Below are 20130 nucleotides of genomic sequence, written 5' to 3'. Positions count from 1 at the left end.
CTGCTTGCGGATGCCGTAGGGCATCCAGCCCGGCACGTCCGGGTTCTGGCGCATCTTCTCCAGGATCTGGCCGGAGAGCTGCCAGAAGTTGCCGACCGCGTGCGCCACCGCCACCTGTTCCTCGGGCCTGGGGCGGCCCCAGGTGTTGACGGTGTGCGCGATCGAGTAGCGGCGCAGCTGGTCCATGTCCTCCTCGGGCACGCCGAGGAAATGCAGGCCGATGGTCAGCGGCGCCTCCCACAGCATCTGGCCGACCAGGTCGGCGCGGCCCGAGTCGATGAAACGGTCGACGTACTCGCGCGCCACGCGGCGCACCATGGGTTCGTGCTCGGCCAGTGCCTCGGGCGTGAAGGGCTGAATCAGCACGCGGCGGCGCGCCATGTGGGCCGGCTCCTCCTCGTTCACCAGCGTGCGGTTCATGGCGTAGTCGTAGCTCGCCAGCACGGCGCTGGCCTCGTCGCCGGTGGGGGTGATCTTCTCCAGCGCGATCGAGGCGCTGAAGGTCTGGTGGTCGCGGAACACCGCCTTGACGTCGTCGTAGCGCGTGACCACCCAGTAGCCCAGCTTCGGGCTGTAGAACACCGGCTCCTGCTCGCGCGACCAGCGCAGGTACTCGGGCGGATCCTGCTGGTAGCCGTCCTCGAACGGATCGAACGCAGCCGCCTGCGCACTGACGGGACCACCGGTGGGGTTCAGCAGGGCGGCATGGTCGATGGGGCAGCGGGAGGCGGCTTCGGTGGGCATGGTGTGGACGGCTTGATGGCGATCAAATTGCGTAATTTAACTACGCAAAGCGAAATTCGCAAGCGGCAGGCGACGCGCTGCCGCCCAGCTTCAGCGCCGCACCGCCTGGGCGTTGACCTGATCGTGGTGACGCCGCACGTCGGCCGGCCACTGTGCCTTGATCCAGGACAGCACGGCAGCGATCTCCTCGTCGCTCAGCGTGCCCTCGTAGATCGGCATGGTGGTGCGGTAGTCGGGCTGCTGGATCACGCGTGCCATGCCATGCTTGACGATGGCAAACAGCTGCGCGTCGGCGTGGTGCCAAGTGTGGCCGCTGGCGTCGTGCGGCGGTGCCGGCAGCAGGCCGTCGGGGCCGCGCTCGCGCCAGTTCGGCTGTCCTTCGCCCTGCGCACCATGACAGGCGGCGCAGTGGGCGGTGTAGACGCGCTGGCCGATAGCGACCAGCGCGTCGTCGTCAGGTCGCAGCACCTGGGAGGTCGCCTGCGCGACCAGCGCCGAACCCCAGCGCATCCAGACCGCAGCGGCCAGCAAGACCAGCACCAGCAGGGCGCCGACGGCGAGTCGGCGGCTGGCGCTCACGAATGGCGCTTGAACACGCGGGTGCTGCCGTCACGCATGACCAGCAGGGTGTCGTAGCGGTCGCGTCGGCCGCCGTAGACCGGGCCGTCCATGCCGGGCGAGCCGACCGGCATGCCCGGCACCGTCAGGCCCAGCGCCTGCGGCTTCTCGCGCAGCAGGCGGTGCACCTCGTCGGCATGCACATGGCCCTCGACCAGGTAGCCGCCGACCAGCGCCGTGTGGCAGGAGCCCAGTCGGGTCGGCAGGCCGAGGCGCGCACGCACCGCGTTGTTGCCGGTGTTGTGCGCCGTCACCTTGAAGCCGTGCTGCTCCATGTGCACGATCCAGTCGCCGCAGCAGCCGCAGCTGGCGTCCTTCCAGATCTCGAGCGCGATCGGCTCGCGCTTTTGCGCCGCCAGCGGCAGCGCGCCCGCACCGGCGGCACCGGCCAGCCATTGCAGGACTTGACGACGGACGATGTTCATGACGTATTCCTCGCTAAGGCCGCGCATCTGGCCGCATCGGCCTCGCACGGCGAAAAATGCAACGCAACGCAGGCACACTGCGCGCTGGAACCTGTCATTGTCCGCCAGCCCGCCCGATCCCGCAGCCGTGCCCCAGAATGCCCCATCCATCAAGCCATCCACCGCGCGTACGCGCGCTGGCGGCGGCCGCCTGGGCCTGTGGCTCACCATCGTGGCCGGTGTGCTGCTGGCGCTGCTGGCCACGGTGACGCTGATGGCGGTGCAGCTGCACTTCGAGGCGCACGACCGCGCGTTGCTGCACAGCCACCTGGAGCGCGCCCGCGTCCTGCTGGCGCGGGTCGACGACACGGCGGCGCTGTCGCAGCTGCCGGGCGAACTGGCGGCGGCCTTCGGCGACGAGCACGAACTGGCCGTGCGCGTGCAGGGTCCGCTGGGTCAGGCGCTGTACGAGCAGGCGCCGGCCGCCGCCATGCCGGCCCGGCTGCTGCAGCGCCCGGCGGTGGCGCCGCCGGTACCGCTCATCGACTGGACCGAAGCCGGCCATTTCTGGCGCGGCAGCGCGCTGCTGATGCGCCTGTCGATGGACGGTTCGGCCCCGCTGACGGTGGCGATGGCGCTCGACGTCGGGCGCGACCAGGCCTTCGTGATCCGCCTCCGGCTGGTGCTGGCCGGCTATGTGCTGCTGGCCACGCTGGGGTTCGCGCTGCTGGCCTGGTGGGCCGCTCGCCGCGCGCGGCAGTAGCCCTCAGGGCGCGGCGAAACCCAGCACCACGCGCCGCGTGCTGGCGCTCTTCTTCTCGATCTTGGTCACCACCACGGCACCGATCTCGGCCGTGTTGGCCACGTGCGTGCCACCGCAGGGCTGCAGGTCGACCGGCTGGCCGGCGTCTCCGATGCGGATGGTGCGCACGGTGCCGGCACCGCGCGGCGGTTGCACGCTCATGCTCCTGACCAGTTGCGGGTTGGCATCGAGCTCGGCGTCGGTCACGCTGCCGATCGCCACCGGCAGCGCGGCGGCCACCAGGTGCGCAATGCCGGCGCTGAGCTGCTCCTTGTCGAGCGGCTCGGTCATGTGGAAGTCCAGCCGCGCGTAGTCGGGCGTGATCGAGCAGCCGTTGACCGGCTTGCCGACCAGGTGGCACAGCAGGTGGGTGGTGGTGTGAAAGCGCATCAGGCGGCGCCGGCGTTCGGCGTCGATGCGCGCCAGCACCGCGTCGCCCGGCCGCAGCCCGGACAGGCGCTCGCGCGCGTCCTCGGCCACCAGGTGGCAGATGCGGCCCGTCGGCAGACCGTCCTCGCCGGTTTCCTTGCGGGTGTCGATGATGGGCAGCTGGCTGCCGTCTTCCAGCAGCAGGCAGCCGGCGTCGCCGGCCTGGCCGCCGCCGAGCGGATAGAACACCGTGCGGTCGAGCACCACGCTGGTCTCGCCCACGGCCAGCACCAGGGCCTTGCACTCGACCAAGGTAGCGTCCTGGCGGAACAGTTCTTCGGTCATGGGGCGCATGGTAACTGCGTATGCGATCACGCGCAGACCGCCGCGGGTGGCGCGTAAGATCGCCGTCATGAGCCCACGCCCAACGCAGCCGCCGCGCACGCGCCACTGGTCCGAGCTGGCGACCACCGACTTCGCCGCGCTCGAGCTGGCACGCGCGATCGCCGTGCTGCCGCTGGGCGCGACCGAGCAGCACGGCCCGCACCTGCCGCTGTCGGTCGACAGCGACCTGGCGCGCGGCATCGTCGACGCCTGCGCGCCGCTGCTGCCTTTGGACCTGCCGGCGCTGTTCCTGCCGCTGCAGCCGGTCGGCTACAGCCCCGAGCACGCGGCCTTCGCCGGCACCCTGAGCCTGAAGGCCGAGACCGTGATCCGCCTGTGGACCGACATCGCCGACAGCGTGGCCGCCAGCGGCGTGCGCAAGCTGGTGCTGTTCAACACCCACGGCGGCAATCTCGGCCTGCTCGACGTGGTGGCGCGCGACTGGCGCCAGCGGCTCGGCCTGCTGGTGTATGGCGTGAGCTGGTTCAATCTGCCCCTGCGCACAGCCGACGGCAGCGACGTGATGGCGCGCTTTGGCGCCGAGGAACTGCGCTTCGGCGTGCACGGCGGGCAGCTCGAGACGGCGATGATGCTGGCGCTGAAACCCGACGCGGTACGCCAGGCCGAGGCACGGCACTTCGCGTCGAGCTCGCAGTCGCGCGCGCGCGACTTCCCCATCCTAGGCAACGGCCGCAGCGCCAAGCTGGCCTGGATGGCGCAGGACCTGAACCCGGCCGGCGTCGCCGGCAACGCCACCGCTGCCACCGCGGACGACGGCGCGGCCCTGCTGCAGGCCGCCGGCCGCGCGCTGGCCGAGCTGCTGATCGAGATCGACCGCCTGCCGGGCGACACCCTGCGGCCCGCGTGAGGGTTTGCTCGCGGCGGGCCGCGCCGGGGCCGGGTCGATAATGTCGGCCGTCGTTTTCGATCTGATGGAGTCGCCATGCTGAACCGCCGCCGTTTCTCCTCCGCCCTGCTGTCCGCCAGCGCGCTCTGCGCGCTGGGGCAAGGCGCTGCCTGGGCACAGGCCGAGGCGCCGATCCATATCCTGGTCGGCTTTCCGGCCGGCGGCGGCTCCGACGTCATCGCGCGCCTGCTGGCCGACAAGCTGCAGGCCGAGCTGGGCCGCAGCGTGGTGGTCGACAACCGCCCCGGCGCCGGCGGCCAGATCGCCGCCCAGCAGCTCAAGGCCGCGCGCGCCGACGGCACCACGCTGTTCCTCTCGCACGACCACAGCATCTCGATCCTGCCGCAGGTGGTGGCCAAGCCCGGCTACGCCCCGCAGGAGGACTTCATGCCGCTGGGTGGCTTCGCCACCTTCGTCAACGGCCTGGCGGTGTCGCCCGGCACGCCGGCCAGGACCGTGCCGGAGTACGTGGCCTGGGTCAAGTCGCAGGGCGGCAAGGGCGCCATCGGCATTCCGGCGCCGGCCTCGACGCCCGAATTCCTGGTGCAGCTGCTGGGCAAGAACTACGGGCTCGACCTGACCCCGGTGCCCTACAAGGGCAGCGCCCCGATGATCGCCGACATGCTGGGCAACCAGATCGCCGCCGGCATTGGCTCGGTGCAGGACTTCATCGAGTACCAGCGCAGCGGCAAGCTGCGCATGATCGGCGTGCTGGGCGGCCAGCGCCAGGCCGCGCTGCCCGACGTCGCCACCTTCAGCGAACTGGGCTTCAAGGGCCTGGAAGACACGCCCTTCTACGGCATCTGGGCGCCCAGGGGCACGCCGATCGTGTTCGTCAACAGCTTTTCCAGCGCGCTGGAGAAAGTGCTTGCCCTGCCCGAGGTGCGCGCCAAGCTGACCGACCTGGGTCTCACCGTCGGCTACATGAGCCCGGGCCAGCTCGACGCGCGCGAGCGCGCCTACACCAGGGTGTGGTCGAAGATCATTGCCGACAGTGGCTTCCAGCCACGGTGAGCGGCTCCCCCCTGAGCCGCTCACGCGGCTTCCCCCCTGAGGGGGGACGCACCCAGCGGCTTGGCAAAGCCAGCTCCGCGGGTGCTCTGGACTGGCCTGCTCCGCGGCCGCCTGGGCGAGCCTGCTTCGCGGCTCTTTTCCTGGAGTTGCACGCTGGGCGCGTGGCCAGCGGTACTTCCATGCACTGCCGCCGCGCGGCTACGCGTAGGTCACCCAGTCGCTGAACTCGGGCGCGTCCAGGTGCGGCAGCGTGTTGTAGGTCAGCAGCTGGTGGCGCCTGGGGCTGAAGGCGAATTCGGTCAGCGCGGTGTTGCGGATGCGCAGGTTCAGTTCGATGCTGGTGGCGGCGGGCGCATCGAGGATGTGCGCCACCGCGGTGGCGATCGGGCCGCCGCTGGAGACGATCAGCACGTCGCCCGCGTACTGCCGCACATGGTCCAGCGCGCCGACCACGCCGGCCCGGAACTCGGCATGGCTGGGCATGCCCGCCGGTTGCACGCGCCCCGCCATCCAGGCCATCAGGCCATCGCGCAGCAGGCGGAAATGCTGCCGGTACAGCTCGGGCGTGTCCGGCTTGGGCAGCGGCTCCGGGTGGACGGCCTGGATCACCGCGTGGCTGTCGTATTCGTTCAAACCAGGCCAGAGGATGTGGGCCCCCACGCTCCGCACTGGCGTGTCTGCGCTGCCCCCCGAGCGGGCGCTCGCCGCTTGGGGCGGCCCGGCGCGGCTCGGTGGCGGCGCATCGACGCCGCCACCTTCGGCAATGCCCTGCCAGGTGCCGATCTGGCGCCGCAGCGTGCCGGTCAGCACGGCGTCGAAGCGCAGCGCGTCACCCAGGTGCTGGCGCAGGTACTGGCCCAGGCGCAGGCTCTGGCGCCGGCCCAGCTCGCTCAGCTGGTCGTAGTCGTCGGCGCCGAAGCTGGCCTGGCCATGGCGCACCAGGTAAAGGGTTCCCATGGGTCGGCATTGTGTCGCCTGGGCCGCGCCAGCGTCCCGCCGCCCGGTCGCCGGGGCGACTGCGGCCGCCCTCAGGCGCCCTGCAGGACCTTAGCGAACACTGCCGCATCGACGTTGGCGCCGCTCAGGCTGACCCCCACGCGCAGCCCGCGCAGCGCCTCGCGCTCCTGCATGGCGGCGGCGAACGCGGCGGCGCCGGCGCCTTCGGCCAGGTTGTGGGTGTCGGCGAACAGCGCGCGCATGGCCGCCGCCACTTCGTCGTCGCCGACCTGCACCACATGGTCGAGGTGGCGCGCCAGCAGCGCCAACGCGTCGGCGTTGGCACGGCGCACCGCCATGCCGTCGGCGAGCAGCGTGGTCACCGGCGCCTCGACCACGTGGCCGGCCGCCAGCGAATCGGCGTAGGTGGTGGCGCCGCGGCTGACCACGCCGACGATACGCGCCCGGTGCCCGAGCGCCAGCTTGGCCGCGATGGCGCCGCAGGCGCCCGAGCCAAGGCCGATCGGCACGTAGGCGACATCGAGCTGCGGCAGTGCGCGCAGCAGTTCCCACCAGTAGGTGGCGACGCCGCGCACCAGGTCCATGTGAAAGCTCGGCACCATCAGCGCGCCGCGCTGCGCGGCCAGCGCCTGCGCGTGATCGACGCTGGCGGTGAAGTCGTCGCCGTGCTCGATCAGTTCGACCCCGAGTGCGCGCATGGCGGCGTTCTTCTCGGCCGAGTTGCCGCGTGGCACCACGATGGTGCAGCGCACGCCGTGCGCCCGCGCGGCCCAGCCGATGCTCTGGCCGTGATTGCCGCGCGTGGCACTGATCACCGCGCGCGGCAGCTCGTTGCTGGCCTTCAGCGCCTCGAAGAAGGTCAGGCCGCCGCGGATCTTGAACGCGCCCACCGGCGTGTGGTTCTCGTGCTTGACCCAGCAGTCGGCGCCCAGCCGTTCGCTCAGCAGCGCCCAGCGGTATTGCGGCGTCGGCGGCAGCTCACGGTAGACGATCTGCGCGGCGGCTTCGATGTCGGCCAGCGTCGGCAGCGGTGGTGGATTCATGCGGACGTCCTCGTGTTCATGATGCACTGCGCCGGCGGTTCGTGCGGCGCCGTTCAGCCTAGAAACGGCAGTTGGATGCGCCCGAGCGTGCCGTGATGGGCGTGCCAGGCAAGGGCGAGTGCCGCGGCTCCAAAGCTGCCTGCGCAGCTTTGGACGGCACGAGCGGCATCGGGCTCTGACCGATGCGCGCCCTGCAAGGGTGAGGCGACGCAGGCTCGTGCCTGCGAGCACGAACAACGCCGCATGGCGCGGACCGAAAGCGGTGCGATCGGGTGCATAGCGCTCTCACCCGACAGGTGGGCGTGATCGAAGCCGTGGAATTCAGCGTGCATGCGGGCTAGTCGAAGATGGCGAGCGGTCAACTGCCGTTTCTAGGCTCAGCCATCCCGTGCCGACGACAGCACGACCTGGCCGCGCGGCGTTGCCAGCACCGCCTCGATGGCCGGCTGCGGCGCCTGCTGCACGCCGAGATCGGCGACGTCGAGCGCGGCGCAGGCCTGGGCCAGCGGCGTGATGCGCGGGTGCTTGAGGGTCAGCGAGCGCAGCACCAGGCCGCTGTCCGGCAGCTCGGTGGCCGGGTGCATGCCGCCCCACTCGATCAGCGTCGGCAGGCAGCCATCGAACAGGCGCCGGCCGTCCGGCCGCACGGTGATCTGCCATTCCAGCAGGCCGTGCGGCGTCTTGCGGCTGGCGCGCAGCACCTCGCCGCGGTCGATCTCCAGCGTCGCCAGGCGCGCCGTGGCCTCGTGCACGTCGGGCACGCGCGCCACCCAGTGGATCAACTGCGGGCCATGCAGGCGCACCTGCTTGCGCAGGTCCTCGTCGTCCATGTCGAACCAGCGCTTCTGGTCGATGGCGGCCGTCGCCCGCGCGCAGGCGACGGCGGGATTGATGGCGATGATCTCCAGGTAGGCGAGCGGAAACGCCGCCGATGCCACCGCCAGCACCCGGTTGTGGGTGCCGAACAGCGTGTGTTCACCGCCCGGCCCGGGCGTCATGCCCAGCGTGGCCTCGCACCAGGCAACGCCGGCGTCGAGCGTGTCGGCCATCACCACCAGGTGGTCGACACGCGGGCGATCGTGCAGCGGCGGGCTCACAAGACCACCTCGCCCTGGATTACGCACACGCAGTCGCCGCCGATCCAGACCTGTCCTGAGCCGGTCGAAGCGGCCTGTCCTGAGCTGGTCGAAGGTGCCGCACCGCCGGTGTCGCACTCGACGTGCACGCGGCCGGCGCGGCCCAGCGCCGTGCCCTGCGCGGCGACGTACGCCGCCGGCAGTTCACCCGCCTCGATCAGCCACTGCGCCAGGCTGGCGTTGAGGCTGCCGGTCACCGGGTCCTCGTCGACGCCGATGGGCGCCGCAAAGGCGCGCACCTCGATCAGCGCCGGCGCCGGCTGCGCTTGATGCATTCCGACCACGCCCACCTTGTACCCCAGTCGGGCCAGTGCGGCATGGTCCGGCCGCAATGCCAGCACGGTTTCTGCACGGTCCAGTTGCAGGGTCAGCCAGACCGGTCCGTTGTCGAGCAGCCGGGCGCGCCGCAGCCGCGCGGCCGGCAAGCCCAGCGCCCGCAAGACCTGGGCCAGCAGTTCCGGCGCCGGCGCGCTGCGCACGCTGGGCGGCGCGGCGAAGGCCAGGCGCTGGCCCGCTGCGGTCTGCTGGCGCCGGATCGGTATCAAGCCCTGCGCGCATTGCTGCACGATCAGCGCGCCGGAGCGCGGCCGGCCGCCCGCCGCCAGCCAGGCGAAGCACGAACCCAGCGTGGGGTGGCCGGCGAACGGCAGCTCGCCGCCCGGCGTGAAGATGCGCAGACGGTAGTCGGCCGCGCCATCGGTGGGCGGCAGCACGAAGGTGGTCTCCGACAGATTGGTCCAGCGCGCGAAGCGCTGCATGGCCGCCTCGTCCAGGCCATCGCCGTCCAGCACCACGGCGACCGGGTTGCCGTAGCCGGCCACGGCGGTGAAGACATCGATCTGGGCAAAGCGGCGAACCATGGTCGTGCATCCTCCAATGCGCTGGCGCCTGCCCGGTGATCACGACCTCGGTGGCGACGAGGCCTGGCGCAGCACCCGCGCCAGCATCGCCATGCCGCGGTCGATCTGCCCGGGCGTCTGAGTGACGAAGGACAGCCGCAACACATTGCGTTGCGGCGCCTGGGCGTGGAACGGCGCACCCGGCACGAAGGCCATGCCGGCTTCGACCGCCCGGGGCAGCAAGTCCTGCGCGTCCAGTTCCTGGGGCAGGCGCAGCCAGACGAACATACCGCCCATCGGTTGCGTCCAACTGACGTCCATGCCGGCCATGTGCTCTTGCAGCGCCGCCATCATGGCGTCGCGCTGCAAGCGGTAGCGCGCCCGGATGGTCGGCACGTGGCGCTCGAGGAAGCCGTCCCTGATCACCTCCAGCACCACGCGCTGGTTGAAGCCCGGCGTGTGCAGATCGGCTGCCTGCTTGGCCTGCAGCAGCTTCGGGTACAGCGCCGGCGGCGCCACGACGTAGCCCAGCCGCAGTCCGGGCGCCAGGATCTTGGAGAACGAGCCCAGGTAGACCACGCCCTCGGGCCAGCGCGCCAGCAGTGGCGCCGGTGGCGGCTGGTCGAACCACAGTTCGCCGTAGGGGTTGTCCTCGACGAGGGGTACGCCGCGCTCGCGGCACAGCGCCAGCACCGCCTCGCGCCGCGCCTCGGGCATGGTGCGGCCGGTCGGGTTCTGGAAGTTGGGCAGCAGGTACATGAAGCGCGGCGGCTCACGCATATCGCCGAGCTGCGTGCGCAGCGCCTCGGGCAGCACGCCGGCGTCGTCGCTGGCCACGTCCTCGATGCGCGGCTGCATCGGCGCGAAGGCCTGCAGCGCGCCCAGGTAGGTCGGCGTCTCGACCAGCACCGGCGCATCGCGGTCGATCAGCACCTTGGCCACCAGGTCCAGCCCCTGCTGGCTGCCGGTGGTGATCAGCACCTGCTCGGGCGCGACCCGCGCGCCCTGCCGGCCCAGCTCGGCCGCGACCCAGGCGCGCAGTTCCGGCAGGCCCTCGCTGGCGGCGTACTGCAGCGACGGCCTGGCGACCGCGCTGCCCTCGCCGAGCACGGCCGCACAGGCGGCGCGCATGGCCTCGACCGGAAAGGTCTCGGGCGCCGGCAGGCCGCCGGCGAAGTTGAGAATGCCGGGGCGCTCGGTGACTTTCAGGATCTCGCGGATCGCCGACGGGTTCATGGCGGCGGCGCGCTCGGCCAGGCGCCAGGGTGACGCGGTGAGCAGGTCGTTCGGATTCATGCGGGGCGCTTCCTCATCGATCGGATGACAGCAGGACCCTGGGCCGCGCCGGCATCGACAGCCGCCGGCTCAGGAACACCGTCGCCACCACCGCCAGCGCGAAGCCGATCGCCACCGCGTCCAGGCGCTCGCCGAGCAGCGGCATGGCGAACAGCATCGACAGGAACGGCTGCAGCAGCTGCACCTGGCTGACGCGCAGCGCGCCGCCCCAGTCGAGCCCGCGGTACCAGGCGAAGAAGCCGGCCCACATCGAGAACATGCCGACATAGACGAAACCGGCCCAGGCGCTGCTGCGGATGCCGACAGTGCTTTCCGGCCACAGCCACCACGCCGCCGGCAGGCTGACCGGCAGCGCCACCGCGCAGATCCAGCAGATGGTGCGCTCGGCACCCAGCACCGGGCTGACCTGGGCGCCGGCCACGTAGCCGATCGAGCCGGCGACGACGGCGCCGATCAGCAGCAGATCGGCCCAGGCCAGGCCGAAGCCGCCGGCATCCTGCGCCCGCAGCCAGGCGAACAGCATCACCAGGGCGCTGCCGACCACGGCGCAGACCCAGAACGCCGGGCGCGCGCGCTGGCCCATCATCAGCGCCACCGCCACCGCGGTGGCCAGCGGCCCCAGCGCCATGATCACCGCCGCGTGCGTCGCCGTGACGCTGCGCATGGCCAGCGCCAGCAGCACCGGAAAGCCCAGCACGTTGCCGGCCACCGCGATCAGCAGCGAGCGCCAGTGGCGGCGCGCCGGCCAGGGCGAGCGCGTCGCCAGCAGGAAGGCCGCCGACAGCAACCCCGCCAGCGCGGCGCGGCCGGCGGTGACGAAGGCCGGCGTGAGCTGCGGGTCGGCATCGCTGCCGGTGGCCATGCGCGTGGCCGGCAGCGTGATGGCGAAGATCGCCACCCCCAGCACGCCGAGCCAGTAGCCGGCCAGCAGGCGCGCGTCGCTGCCGGAAGGCGTCATGACGGAGCGGCGGCTGAGAACGGCGCCAGCGCGCTCCAGACCATCCAGGCCGCCGTCAGCGTCAGCGCCGCCGCCATCACGCGGTTGAACCACAGCAGCCGCTCACCCTGCGCCAGCCAGCCGCGCAGCAGCGAGCCGATCAGCGCGTAGGTGAAGTTGCTGGCGAAGCCGAAAGCCAGCATCACCGGCAGCACCAGCGCCAGCCGCGCCAGCCAGTCGGGCCGGCCGGCGATCCAGCCGGCCACGATGGCCAGCGCCAGCATCCAGGCCTTGATGTTGACGAACTGCAGCGCCACGCCTTCCATGAAGCTGACCTGCATGCGGCGCGCGTCGGCCTGCCCGAGCGAGCGGCTGCCGGCCAGCCGCCAGGCCAGCCACAGCATGTAGCCCACGCCCACCAGCAGCACGCCCCAGCGCAGCGCCGGCAGCGCCAGCACCAGGCCGCCGACGCCCAGCGCGCACAGCACGAACAGCCCGGCCCAGCCGGTGGGCACGGCGCAGACGAAGCGCATCGCGCCGCGCAGGCCGCGGTTGGCGGCGATCGCGGTCGACAAGGTGGTGTTCGGCCCGGGCGTAAAGCTGGTGGCGGTGGCCAGCAGCAGCAGGGCCGAGAACTCGGCAGCGGTCATGCCGCCAATGTAGCCGCCCCAGCAGTACACAGACCATACAGTTGACGAGCGCAGTTGAACAACTGTATTGTTGGCCGCATCCATACAGTTGGAACCGTTCCGGCCATCGCCATGCTGCTGCGCAGTTCATCCCGCTCGCTGACCGAGCAGCTCGCCGAGCGCTTCGCCCACCGCATCCGCGACCGCCTGCTGGCGCCCGGCTCGCGCCTGCCGAGCGTGCGCCAGTGCGCGGCGCAGCACGGGCTCAGCCCGTCCACCGTGGTCGCCGCCTACGACCTGCTGCAGGCGCAGGGCCTGGTCGAGGCGCGGCGCAACCGCGGTTTCTTCGTGCGCGACGGCACGGCGCGGCCACGCGCCAGCGCGCCCGAGCGCGCACCGCCAGTGCTGGATGCCGGGGACGCGCGCCGGCGCAACGCACCGATCAGCGCCGCCACGCTGATGCGCAGCATGTTCCAGCCGATCAGCAGCAAGCCGCAGCCCGGCATGGGCGTGCTGCCGGCCGACTGGATCGCCACCGAGCCGATCGCCGCCAGCCTGCGCAAGGTCAGCAGCGCCGCCAGCGTGCGCGACACCAGCGTGCGCTATGGCGAGCCGGCCGGCGACGGCCAACTGCGCCGGGTGCTGGCGGCGCGCCTGCAGGCCATGGGCGTGGCCGCGCAGCCGGGCCAGCTCATCACCACCGTGGGCGCCACCCAGGCGCTCGACATCGTCAGCCGCACGCTGCTCAAGGCCGGCGACAGCGTGATGGTCGAGGAGCCCGGCTGGGCGGTCGAGTTCGCGCGCCTGGCCTCGCTGGGGCTGCGCATGCTGCCGGTGCCGCGCGGCCCCGACGGGCCCGACCTGGACGTCGTGGCGCGCTACTGCGAGGCGCATGCCGGCACGCCGCTGGCGCCGCGCCTGTTCGTCAGCGTCAGCGTGCTGCACAACCCCACCGGCGCCAGCCTGTCGCCGGCCAGCGCGCACCGGCTGCTGCAGCTGGCGCAGCAGCACGGCTTCTGGATCGCCGAGGACGACAGCTACTGCCACCTGGCGCCCACGCACGCGACGCGGCTGTCGATGCTCGACGGCCTGGCGCGCACCATCTACATCGGCGGCTTCGCCAAGATCCTGTCGCCCGGCTGGCGCGTCGGCTTCCTGGCGGCGCCGGAGCCGCTGGTCGAGCCGCTGCTCGACACCAAGCTGCTGGCCACCCTGACCACGCCGGCCCTGCTGGAACGCGCGCTGGCGCAGTGCATCGAGCTGGGCCAGCTGCACCGCCACGCCGAGCGCGTGCGCCGTCGCCTCGACGCCGCACGCAGCCGCAGTGTGCGCCTGGCCAGCGCCGCCGGCTGCCGCTTCGCCGCCGAGCCGGCCGGCCTGTTCGGCTGGGTCGACACCGGCGTCGACACCGACCAGCTGGCGCTGCGCCTGCTTGACGAGGGCTACCTGCTGGCGCCGGGCGCGCTGTTCCACGCCGAGCGCCAGCCGAGCGCGCTGATGCGCATCAACTTCGCGACCACGCAGGACGCCGCCTTCTGGCGCGCCTTCGAACGCGCGCGCGACGGCATGACCGGCGACTGAACCGGAGAACCGCGTGGCAGCCGATGCCGACGCACGACATTCCTGGCTTCGATGCATGCAGTTTCAAGCACTGCCGCTCGGATATCGGCCCTTCACCTGCGGGAGCGGCGGCAGCCGCGAACAGGCGTCTGCTGTGCATGCAAGCTTGATTCGCGGCTGCCGCCGCTCCAACATCATGCCCCCGAGCTCCCATATGCCCTCGAGCTGTCCACGCGACCCCGCGCTCTTTCGATTCACGGATCCATGGCGTGAGCACTTGAGCCGAACTTGCTCTATCGAGATTCTCGAATTACATGACAAGGCGCACCCTTCCAAAGAGACTCCCTCTCCCTCTGGGAGAGGACAGGGGTGAGGGCCGGCAGCGTGTCGTGAGTTACGGAATTCTCAATAGCTGACTCAGGCGTCCGGCAGCACCGCCGTGACCTCGATCTCGACCTTGGCGCGCGCCTCCATCAGCGCCGACACCTCGACGCAGGTCATGGCCGGGAAGTTCTTGCCGATCACCTCACGGTAGACGCCGCCGAGTTCCTTCAGGCGCGCGTTGTACTCGACGCGGTCGATCACGTACCAGGTCATGCGCACCATGTGCTCGGGGCCGGCGCCGGCTTCCTTCAGTACGGCGACGACGTTCTCCAGGGCCTGGCGTGTCTGCGCGATGAAGTCGTCGGTCTCGAACTGCTGCTGGTCGTTCCAGCCGATCTGGCCGCCGACGAACACGTGGGTGCCGCGCGCGGCGATGCCGTTGGCGTAGCCCTTGGCCGGCGCCCAGCCGGGTGGCTGCAATAGTTTCCTCATGCCTGTTGTCTCAGCTTGAAGCGCTGCAGCTTGCCGGTCTCGGTGCGCGGCAGCGCGGTGACGAATTCGACCTCGCGCGGGTACTTGTAGGGCGCGATGTGGCTCTTCACATGGTCCTGCAGCAGCTTGACCATGGCGGCATCCGCCGCGTGGCCGTCCTTCAGGACCACGAAGGCCTTGATGATCATGCCGCGGTCCTCGTCGGGCTTGCCGATGACGCCGCATTCGGCCACCGCCGGGTGCGTCAGCAGGGCGTCCTCCACGTCCGGACCGCCGACGTTGTAGCCGGCGGTGATGATCATGTCGTCATCGCGCGCCTGGTAGTGGAAGTAGCCGTCCTCGTCCTGGATGAAGGCGTCGCCGGGGTGGTTCCAGCCGCCCCGCACATAGACGGTCTGGCGCGGGTCGCTCATGTAGCGGCAGCCCGTGGGGCCGATCACCGCCAGCTTGCCGATCTGGCCGCGCGGCAGTTCCTGCTCGTTCTCGTCGACCACCCGGGCCTGATAACCCGGCACCACCTTGCCGATGGCGCCGGCGCGCACCTCGTCGCCGGCCGAGGAGATGAAGATGTGGAACATCTCGGTCGAGCCGATGCCGTCCAGCATCTCGATGCCGGTGGCCTGTTTCCAGAGCTGGCGCGTGGCGTCGGGCAGCGCTTCGCCGGCGCTGACGCAGATGCGCAGGCTGGGAATGCCGATCGCCTGGGCATGCGGCGCCATCTGGCGGTAGAAGGTGGGCGCGGTGTAGCAGATGCTGACGCCGTGCTCGCGCATCAGCCGCACCATCACCTCGGGCGTGTAGGGCACGTCGGCGAAGTAGATCGAGGCCCCGGCCCCCATCGGGAACAGCAGCAGCCCGCCGAGGCCGAAGGTGAAGGCCAGCGGCGGCGAACCGGTGACCACGTCCAGCTCGGTGGCGCGCAGCACGTGGCGCGGCCAGGCCTGGCAGGCGGCCAGCACGTCGCGGTGGCTGTGCACCACCACCTTGGGCTCGCCTGTGGTGCCGGAGGTGAAGGCCAGCAGCGCGATGTCGTCGGCCGCGGTCGGGCAGGCATCGAACCGGTCCGGCTGCGCCGCCGCCCGCGCCTCCAGCGAACCGGCGTCATCGGGCTGGTTGAAGGCCAGCACGTTCCGCACGAACGGGCGGCTGGCTGCGGCGTCCTGCAGCTCGGCCAGCAGCTTGCCCTCGCACAGCGCGGCGGCCGGCTGCGACTTGTCCATCACCACGCCGAGCTCGCGGGCGCGGAACAGCGGCATCGTGCCCACCGCGATCAGGCCGGCCTTGACCACCGCCAGCCAGGCCAGCGCCATCGAGATCGAGTTGCCGCCGCGCAGCAGCACGCGGTTGCCGGGCTGCAGCTTCAACTCGTGCGTCAGCATGCGCGCCATCCGGTCGACCTCGCGCTCGGCCTCGGCGTAGCTGAGCGTACGCGCGGCGGTGCGAAACAGCGGCCGGTCGATCCAGCCCCGGGCGCGCACCTGGTCGAACAACTGCTGCACCAGGTTGACCTGCGGCGCGATCCGCAGCTCGGGCAGGTCGTAGCGCAGCTCGGGCCATTGCGCGCGCGGCGGCAGGCGGTCGTGGACGAAGCGGTCGGTTTGGGCGCTGGGCGCGGTGGTGTGGTTCATGGCTTGTCTCTTGAATGCGTGTTCTTGGTCAGGGCTGCAGCACGGCCTTGCCGATGATGAGCTGCTGCACCTCGGTGGCGCCTTCGTAGATGCGCAGCGCGCGGATGTCGCGGTACAGCGATTCGACCTTGCTGCCGACCTTCACGCCCAGGCCGCCGTGCAGCTGCAGCGCCATGTCGATCACGCGCTGCGCGTTCTCGGTCGCAACCATCTTCGCCATGGCCGCAGCCACGCTGCGCTCCTTCATCGAGCCCTGTCCGGTATCGCGCATCCAGGCCGCGCGGTAGGTCAGCAACGCGCCGGCGTCGATCAGCGCCGCCATCTCGCCTAGCCGCGCTTGCGTCAGCTGGAAATCGGCCAGCACCTGGCCGAACATGCGGCGCCGGCCGGCGTGGCGCACGGCCTCGGCCAGTGCGCGCCGCGCCATGCCGAGCGCGGCGCCGGCGACGCTGGCGCGGAAGATGTCGAGCGTCTGCATCGCCAGCTTGAAGCCGGCATTGAGTTCACCAAGCTGCTGCTCGGCCGCCACGCGGCAGCGCGTGAACACCAGCTCGGCCAGCGGGTGCGGCGCCATCACCTCGATGTGCCCGGACGCATCCAGCCCCGGCGCATCGGCATCGACGATGAAGGCGCTGATGCCGCGGCTGCCGGCCTGCGGTTCGGTCTTGGCGAATACGCAGTAGAAATCGGCCATGCCGCCGTTGCTGATCCAGGTCTTGCGGCCATCGAGCATGAAGGCGCCGTCGGGCTCCTGAGCCACGCAGTCGGCGCGCGCCGGCGTGGCCTGCAACTGCATGGCGGCGACGTCGGAGCCGGCGCCGGGCTCAGACAGCGCGAAGGCGGCGATCTTGTCGCCGCGCGCGACCGCCGGCAGGTAGGCCGCCTGCTGCGCCGGCGAGCCGGCGATCGAGATCGCGCCGCTGCCCAGCCCTTGCATGGCGAAGGCGAAGTCGGCCAGCGGCGAATGGAAGGCCAGCGTCTCGCGCAGCACCACCAGCGCGCGCGAATCCAGCGCCGGCAGCGCGCCGCCGTGCGCGCCTGGCACGCAGTAGCGCAGCCAGCCGCCTTCGCCGAGTCGCCGCACCCACTCGCGGCAGGCGGCGCGGTCGTCGCGTTCATCCACGTCTTGCGCGTTCACCCACTCGGGCAGGCGCGCACCGATGTCACGGTGGGCGTCATCGAAGAACGGCAGCACGAGGTGTTCGGTGGAAGGGCTCATGTTCTGCCAAGGCCAGATTGAATACCGGACGCGAAGAACGCGAAGGGTCCGCGAGGAACGCAAAAAACCGGTATTGAACTCTTCGTGTCCTTCGCGTGTTCCTTGCGCCCTTCGCGTCCGGCTGTTCCGGTGTTCATGCTCAAACCTCCGCCAGGAAATGCTGCTTGACCTTGCCCAGCAGGCCGTGCAGGGTCTGGATCTCGCGTGCGCTCAGGCCGGCGAAGGCATTGACGATCCAGGCTTCGTGCGCCTGCGCCATGGCGTTGAACTGCTTGCGGCCCTTGGCCGTCAGCCGCACCTGGAACGCGCGCCGGTCGCCCTCGACGCCGGTGCGCTCGACCAGGCCTTCGGCCTCGAGCTGGTCGGTGATGCCGGTGATGTTGCCACCGGTCACCATCATGCGGCGCGACAGCTGGTTCATGCGCAGGCCGTCGGGCGCGCGCTCAAGTTGCGCCATCAGGTCGAAGCGCGGCAAGGTGGTGCCCCATTGCTCGCGCAGGTCACTGCGGATCTCGCGCTCGATCAGCTGCGTGCAGGTCAGCAGGCGCAGCCACAGGCGCAGCTCGTCGGGGTGCTCGGCGTGCGCGCGGGCTTCCAGATCCATGGCGTTCAGCTCGCGGCGGCCTGCGGCTCCACGCTAGGCGCGGCCTGAATCTGGGCATGGGCCAAGGCATCGGCCTGCTGCGCCTGCTGGCGCCCGACCTCGCGGTACAGCTGGTCGCGCCCGTTCAGGTAGGGCAGGGGCCAGCTCACGGCCTGGCTTTGCAGCTTGGCGGCTTCGTGCAGCGTCCAGGCCGGATCGGCCAGGTGCGGGCGCCCGATCGCGCACAGGTCGGCGCGGCCGGCGGCGATGATGCTGTTGGCGTGGTCGGCCTCGGAGATCGCACCCACCGCCATGGTGGCGATGCCGCCCTCGTTGCGGATGCGGTCGGCGAACGGCGTCTGGTACATGCGGCCGTAGATCGGCCTGGCCTCGCGCGTGGTCTGGCCCGAGGAGACGTCGATCATGTCGCAGCCGGCCGCCTTGAACAGCCTGGCGATCGCCAGCGCGTCGGCCGGTGTGTTGCCGCCCGGTGCCCAGTCGTGCGCCGAGATGCGCACGCTCATCGGCTTGCGCTCGGGCCAGGCCGCGCGCATGGCGGCGAATACCTCCAGCGGATAGCGGCAGCGGTTCTCGACCGAGCCGCCGTACTCGTCGTCGCGCCGGTTGGTCAACGGACTGATGAAGGACGACAGCAGGTAGCCGTGCGCGCAGTGCAGCTCCAGCCAGTCGAAGCCGGCCGCCTCGGCGCGCCGGGTGGCGGCGACGAAGGCGTCGCGGATCGTGTCCATGTCGGCGCGCGTCAGCGCCTGCGGGGTCTGGTTCTGCTCGCCATAAGGCACGGCGCTGGCTGCCGCGAGCGGCCAGTTGCCGGCCGGCAGCGGTTCGTCGATCTGCTCCCAGCCCAACTGCGTCGAGCCCTTGGGGCCGCTGTGGCCGAGCTGCAGGCCGATGCGGGCGTCGCTGTGGGTGTGCACGAAGTCGACGATGCGCTTGAAGGCGGCCTGCTGCGCATCGTTTTCCAGTGCCGGGCAGCCGGGCGTGATGCGGCCGTCGTAGCCCTTCGCCATGGTCGGCGAGGTCATCTCGACCATCACCAGCGCGGCGCCGCCGACGGCGCGCGCGCCCAGGTGCATCAGGTGCCAGTCGCCCACCACGCCATCGACCGCCTTGTACTGCGCCATCGGCGAGACGACGATGCGGTTCTTCAGCGTCAGGCCGCGCACGCGGTACGGCGTCAGCATGGGCGGAACCGGTACGGCGTCAGCCGTGCCGGCTGGCACCGGCGTACGGTCGGCCAGCCAGCGCTCGTAGCCTTCCAGCCAGCCGGCGTCGCGCAGCCGCAGGTTCTCGTGGCTGATGCGCTGGCTGCGCGTCAGCATGCTGTACATGAACTGCGGCGGCTCCAGCGTGTCGCAGTAGCGCTCGCCGCAGACCTCGAACCATTCCATGGCGTTCCAGGCCGCGTTCTGCAGCCGCAGCGCCTCGACGCTGCGCAGCTCCTGGTAGCGCGTCAGCACCTCACCGATGGTCTCGGGCGCGTCGCCCATTTCCTGGAACAATCGCGTCAGCTCGATGGCATCCTCGATCGCCAGCTTGGTGCCGGAGCCGATGGCGAAGTGCGCCGTGTGCACGGCGTCGCCCATCAACACCACGTGGCTGCCCTGCGCGTTCTTCAGCCACCACTGCGCGCACTTGACGCGGGTGAAGTTGAGCCAGGCCGAGCCGCGCAGATGGCGCGCGTTGGACAGCAGCCTGGCGCCCTGCAGGTTGGACGCGAACAGCTTCTCGCAGAAGGCGATCGATTCATCCTGCGTCGCCTTGTCGAGGCCGTGCGCCAGCCAGACGTGTTCGGGACACTCGACGATGAAGGTGGTGGTGTTCTCATCGAACTTGTAGATGTGGGCCTGGAACCAGCCGTGCTCGGTCTTCTCGAACAGGAAGGTGAAGGCGTCGTACAGCTTGTGCGTGCCGAGCCAGATGTAGCGGTTGGGCCGCACCACCAGCTCGGGCTGGAACACGTCCTCGTAGCGCGTGCGGATCTTGGAGTTGATGCCGTCGCTGGCGATGATCAGGTCGGCGTCCGGAAACTCCAGGTCCGAATCGACCTCGGTCTCGAACACCAGCTTCACGCCGAGCTGCTCGCAGCGCGCCTGCAGGATGTTGAGCAGCTTCTTGCGCCCGATGCCGACGAAGCCGTGGCCGCCCGAGCGGATCACCTCGCCCTTGAAATGCAGCTCGATGTCGTCCCAGTGGTTGAAGGCCTGCTGGATTTCGTCGGCGGTCA

General features: G+C 70.9%; 20 protein-coding genes. 4 read left to right on the top strand and 16 right to left on the bottom strand.

The annotated features are described in order from the left end of the window. The 3 genes from PK606_RS14475 to PK606_RS14465 form a co-directional block, all read right to left on the bottom strand. On the bottom strand, window positions 1–744 hold a 744-nt coding region (locus tag PK606_RS14475; protein WP_502920853.1), incomplete at its 3' end, for a cytochrome P450 family protein. A 90-nt stretch (window positions 745–834) separates the two neighbouring features. Beyond that, complete coding sequence (locus PK606_RS14470) at window positions 835–1323, bottom strand: c-type cytochrome (RefSeq protein ID WP_324564975.1); 489 nt, start codon at window positions 1321–1323, stop codon at window positions 835–837. Then, a complete protein-coding gene (locus tag PK606_RS14465; RefSeq protein WP_324564973.1) occupies window positions 1320–1787 on the bottom strand; it encodes a DUF411 domain-containing protein in 468 nt (155 codons plus the stop codon). Before PK606_RS14465 ends, PK606_RS14470 begins: the two co-directional genes overlap by 4 nt. A gap of 127 nt (window positions 1788–1914) precedes the next feature. On the opposite strand from PK606_RS14465, the gene PK606_RS14460 reads away from it, so the two are divergent. Further along, complete coding sequence (locus PK606_RS14460) at window positions 1915–2529, top strand: hypothetical protein (protein WP_324564971.1); 615 nt, start codon at window positions 1915–1917, stop codon at window positions 2527–2529. Window positions 2530–2532: 3 nt separating this feature from the next. Here the strand turns inward: PK606_RS14460 and PK606_RS14455 are convergent, their stop codons facing one another. Continuing rightward, the gene (locus tag PK606_RS14455; protein WP_324564970.1) at window positions 2533–3282 is read right to left on the bottom strand and encodes an alanyl-tRNA editing protein; all 750 of its coding nucleotides are present in this window, start codon (window positions 3280–3282) and stop codon (window positions 2533–2535) included. Between the two features lie 67 nt (window positions 3283–3349). Between PK606_RS14455 and PK606_RS14450 the strand changes: the two genes are divergently transcribed. Both PK606_RS14450 and PK606_RS14445 read left to right on the top strand, forming a co-directional pair. Then, window positions 3350–4189, top strand: a complete 840-nt coding sequence (locus tag PK606_RS14450; protein WP_324564968.1) for a creatininase family protein — start codon at window positions 3350–3352, stop codon at window positions 4187–4189. 75 nt (window positions 4190–4264) lie between these two features. Continuing rightward, window positions 4265–5242 (top strand): Bug family tripartite tricarboxylate transporter substrate binding protein, encoded by a 978-nt coding sequence (locus PK606_RS14445; RefSeq protein ID WP_324564966.1) that lies wholly within the window; start codon window positions 4265–4267, stop codon window positions 5240–5242. Window positions 5243–5440: 198 nt separating this feature from the next. Here PK606_RS14445 and PK606_RS14440 read toward each other — a convergent pair whose 3' ends face one another. The 7 genes from PK606_RS14440 to PK606_RS14410 form a co-directional block, all read right to left on the bottom strand. Further along, window positions 5441–6199, bottom strand: coding sequence for a histidine phosphatase family protein (locus tag PK606_RS14440; protein ID WP_324564965.1), 759 nt, complete (start codon window positions 6197–6199; stop codon window positions 5441–5443). 71 nt (window positions 6200–6270) lie between these two features. Continuing rightward, window positions 6271–7242 (bottom strand): threonine dehydratase, encoded by a 972-nt coding sequence (locus PK606_RS14435; RefSeq protein WP_324564964.1) that lies wholly within the window; start codon window positions 7240–7242, stop codon window positions 6271–6273. 377 nt (window positions 7243–7619) lie between these two features. Beyond that, window positions 7620–8339, bottom strand: coding sequence for a VOC family protein (locus PK606_RS14430; RefSeq protein ID WP_324564963.1), 720 nt, complete (start codon window positions 8337–8339; stop codon window positions 7620–7622). Beyond that, on the bottom strand, window positions 8336–9238 hold the full coding sequence (locus tag PK606_RS14425) for a PhzF family phenazine biosynthesis protein (RefSeq protein ID WP_324564961.1): 903 nt from the start codon (window positions 9236–9238) through the stop codon (window positions 8336–8338). The genes PK606_RS14430 and PK606_RS14425 overlap by 4 nt, the downstream gene beginning before the upstream one ends. Window positions 9239–9277: 39 nt before the next feature. Beyond that, window positions 9278–10513: an aminotransferase-like domain-containing protein gene (locus PK606_RS14420; protein WP_324564960.1), complete on the bottom strand. Its 1236-nt coding sequence runs from the start codon at window positions 10511–10513 to the stop codon at window positions 9278–9280. 13 nt (window positions 10514–10526) lie between these two features. After that, window positions 10527–11471 (bottom strand): DMT family transporter, encoded by a 945-nt coding sequence (locus PK606_RS14415; protein ID WP_324564958.1) that lies wholly within the window; start codon window positions 11469–11471, stop codon window positions 10527–10529. After that, complete coding sequence (locus PK606_RS14410; protein WP_324564957.1) at window positions 11468–12100, bottom strand: LysE family translocator; 633 nt, start codon at window positions 12098–12100, stop codon at window positions 11468–11470. The genes PK606_RS14415 and PK606_RS14410 overlap by 4 nt, the downstream gene beginning before the upstream one ends. A 111-nt stretch (window positions 12101–12211) precedes the next feature. Here PK606_RS14410 and PK606_RS14405 point away from each other — a divergent pair, with 111 nt between their 5' ends. Beyond that, window positions 12212–13660: an aminotransferase-like domain-containing protein gene (locus PK606_RS14405; protein WP_324564955.1), complete on the top strand. Its 1449-nt coding sequence runs from the start codon at window positions 12212–12214 to the stop codon at window positions 13658–13660. Window positions 13661–14056: 396 nt separating this feature from the next. Here the strand turns inward: PK606_RS14405 and PK606_RS14400 are convergent, their stop codons facing one another. The 5 genes from PK606_RS14400 to PK606_RS14380 all read right to left on the bottom strand — a co-directional run. Then, the gene (locus PK606_RS14400; protein WP_324564954.1) at window positions 14057–14455 is read right to left on the bottom strand and encodes a RidA family protein; all 399 of its coding nucleotides are present in this window, start codon (window positions 14453–14455) and stop codon (window positions 14057–14059) included. Then, a complete protein-coding gene (locus PK606_RS14395; RefSeq protein ID WP_324564952.1) occupies window positions 14452–16083 on the bottom strand; it encodes an AMP-binding protein in 1632 nt (543 codons plus the stop codon). Before PK606_RS14395 ends, PK606_RS14400 begins: the two co-directional genes overlap by 4 nt. Before the next feature lie 28 nt (window positions 16084–16111). Further along, window positions 16112–17302, bottom strand: a complete 1191-nt coding sequence (locus PK606_RS14390) for an acyl-CoA dehydrogenase family protein (RefSeq protein WP_324564951.1) — start codon at window positions 17300–17302, stop codon at window positions 16112–16114. A gap of 139 nt (window positions 17303–17441) precedes the next feature. Beyond that, complete coding sequence (locus PK606_RS14385) at window positions 17442–17906, bottom strand: MarR family winged helix-turn-helix transcriptional regulator (RefSeq protein WP_324564950.1); 465 nt, start codon at window positions 17904–17906, stop codon at window positions 17442–17444. A 5-nt stretch (window positions 17907–17911) separates the two neighbouring features. Beyond that, window positions 17912–20130, bottom strand: a 2219-nt coding sequence (locus PK606_RS14380; RefSeq protein ID WP_324564949.1) for a bifunctional salicylyl-CoA 5-hydroxylase/oxidoreductase, incomplete at its 5' end; no start/stop codon positions are given.

This window comes from Ottowia sp., from assembly GCF_035444425.1.
GTDB lineage: Bacteria > Pseudomonadota > Gammaproteobacteria > Burkholderiales > Burkholderiaceae_C > Ottowia.
This window is presented reverse-complemented; position numbering and strand designations above follow the sequence as displayed.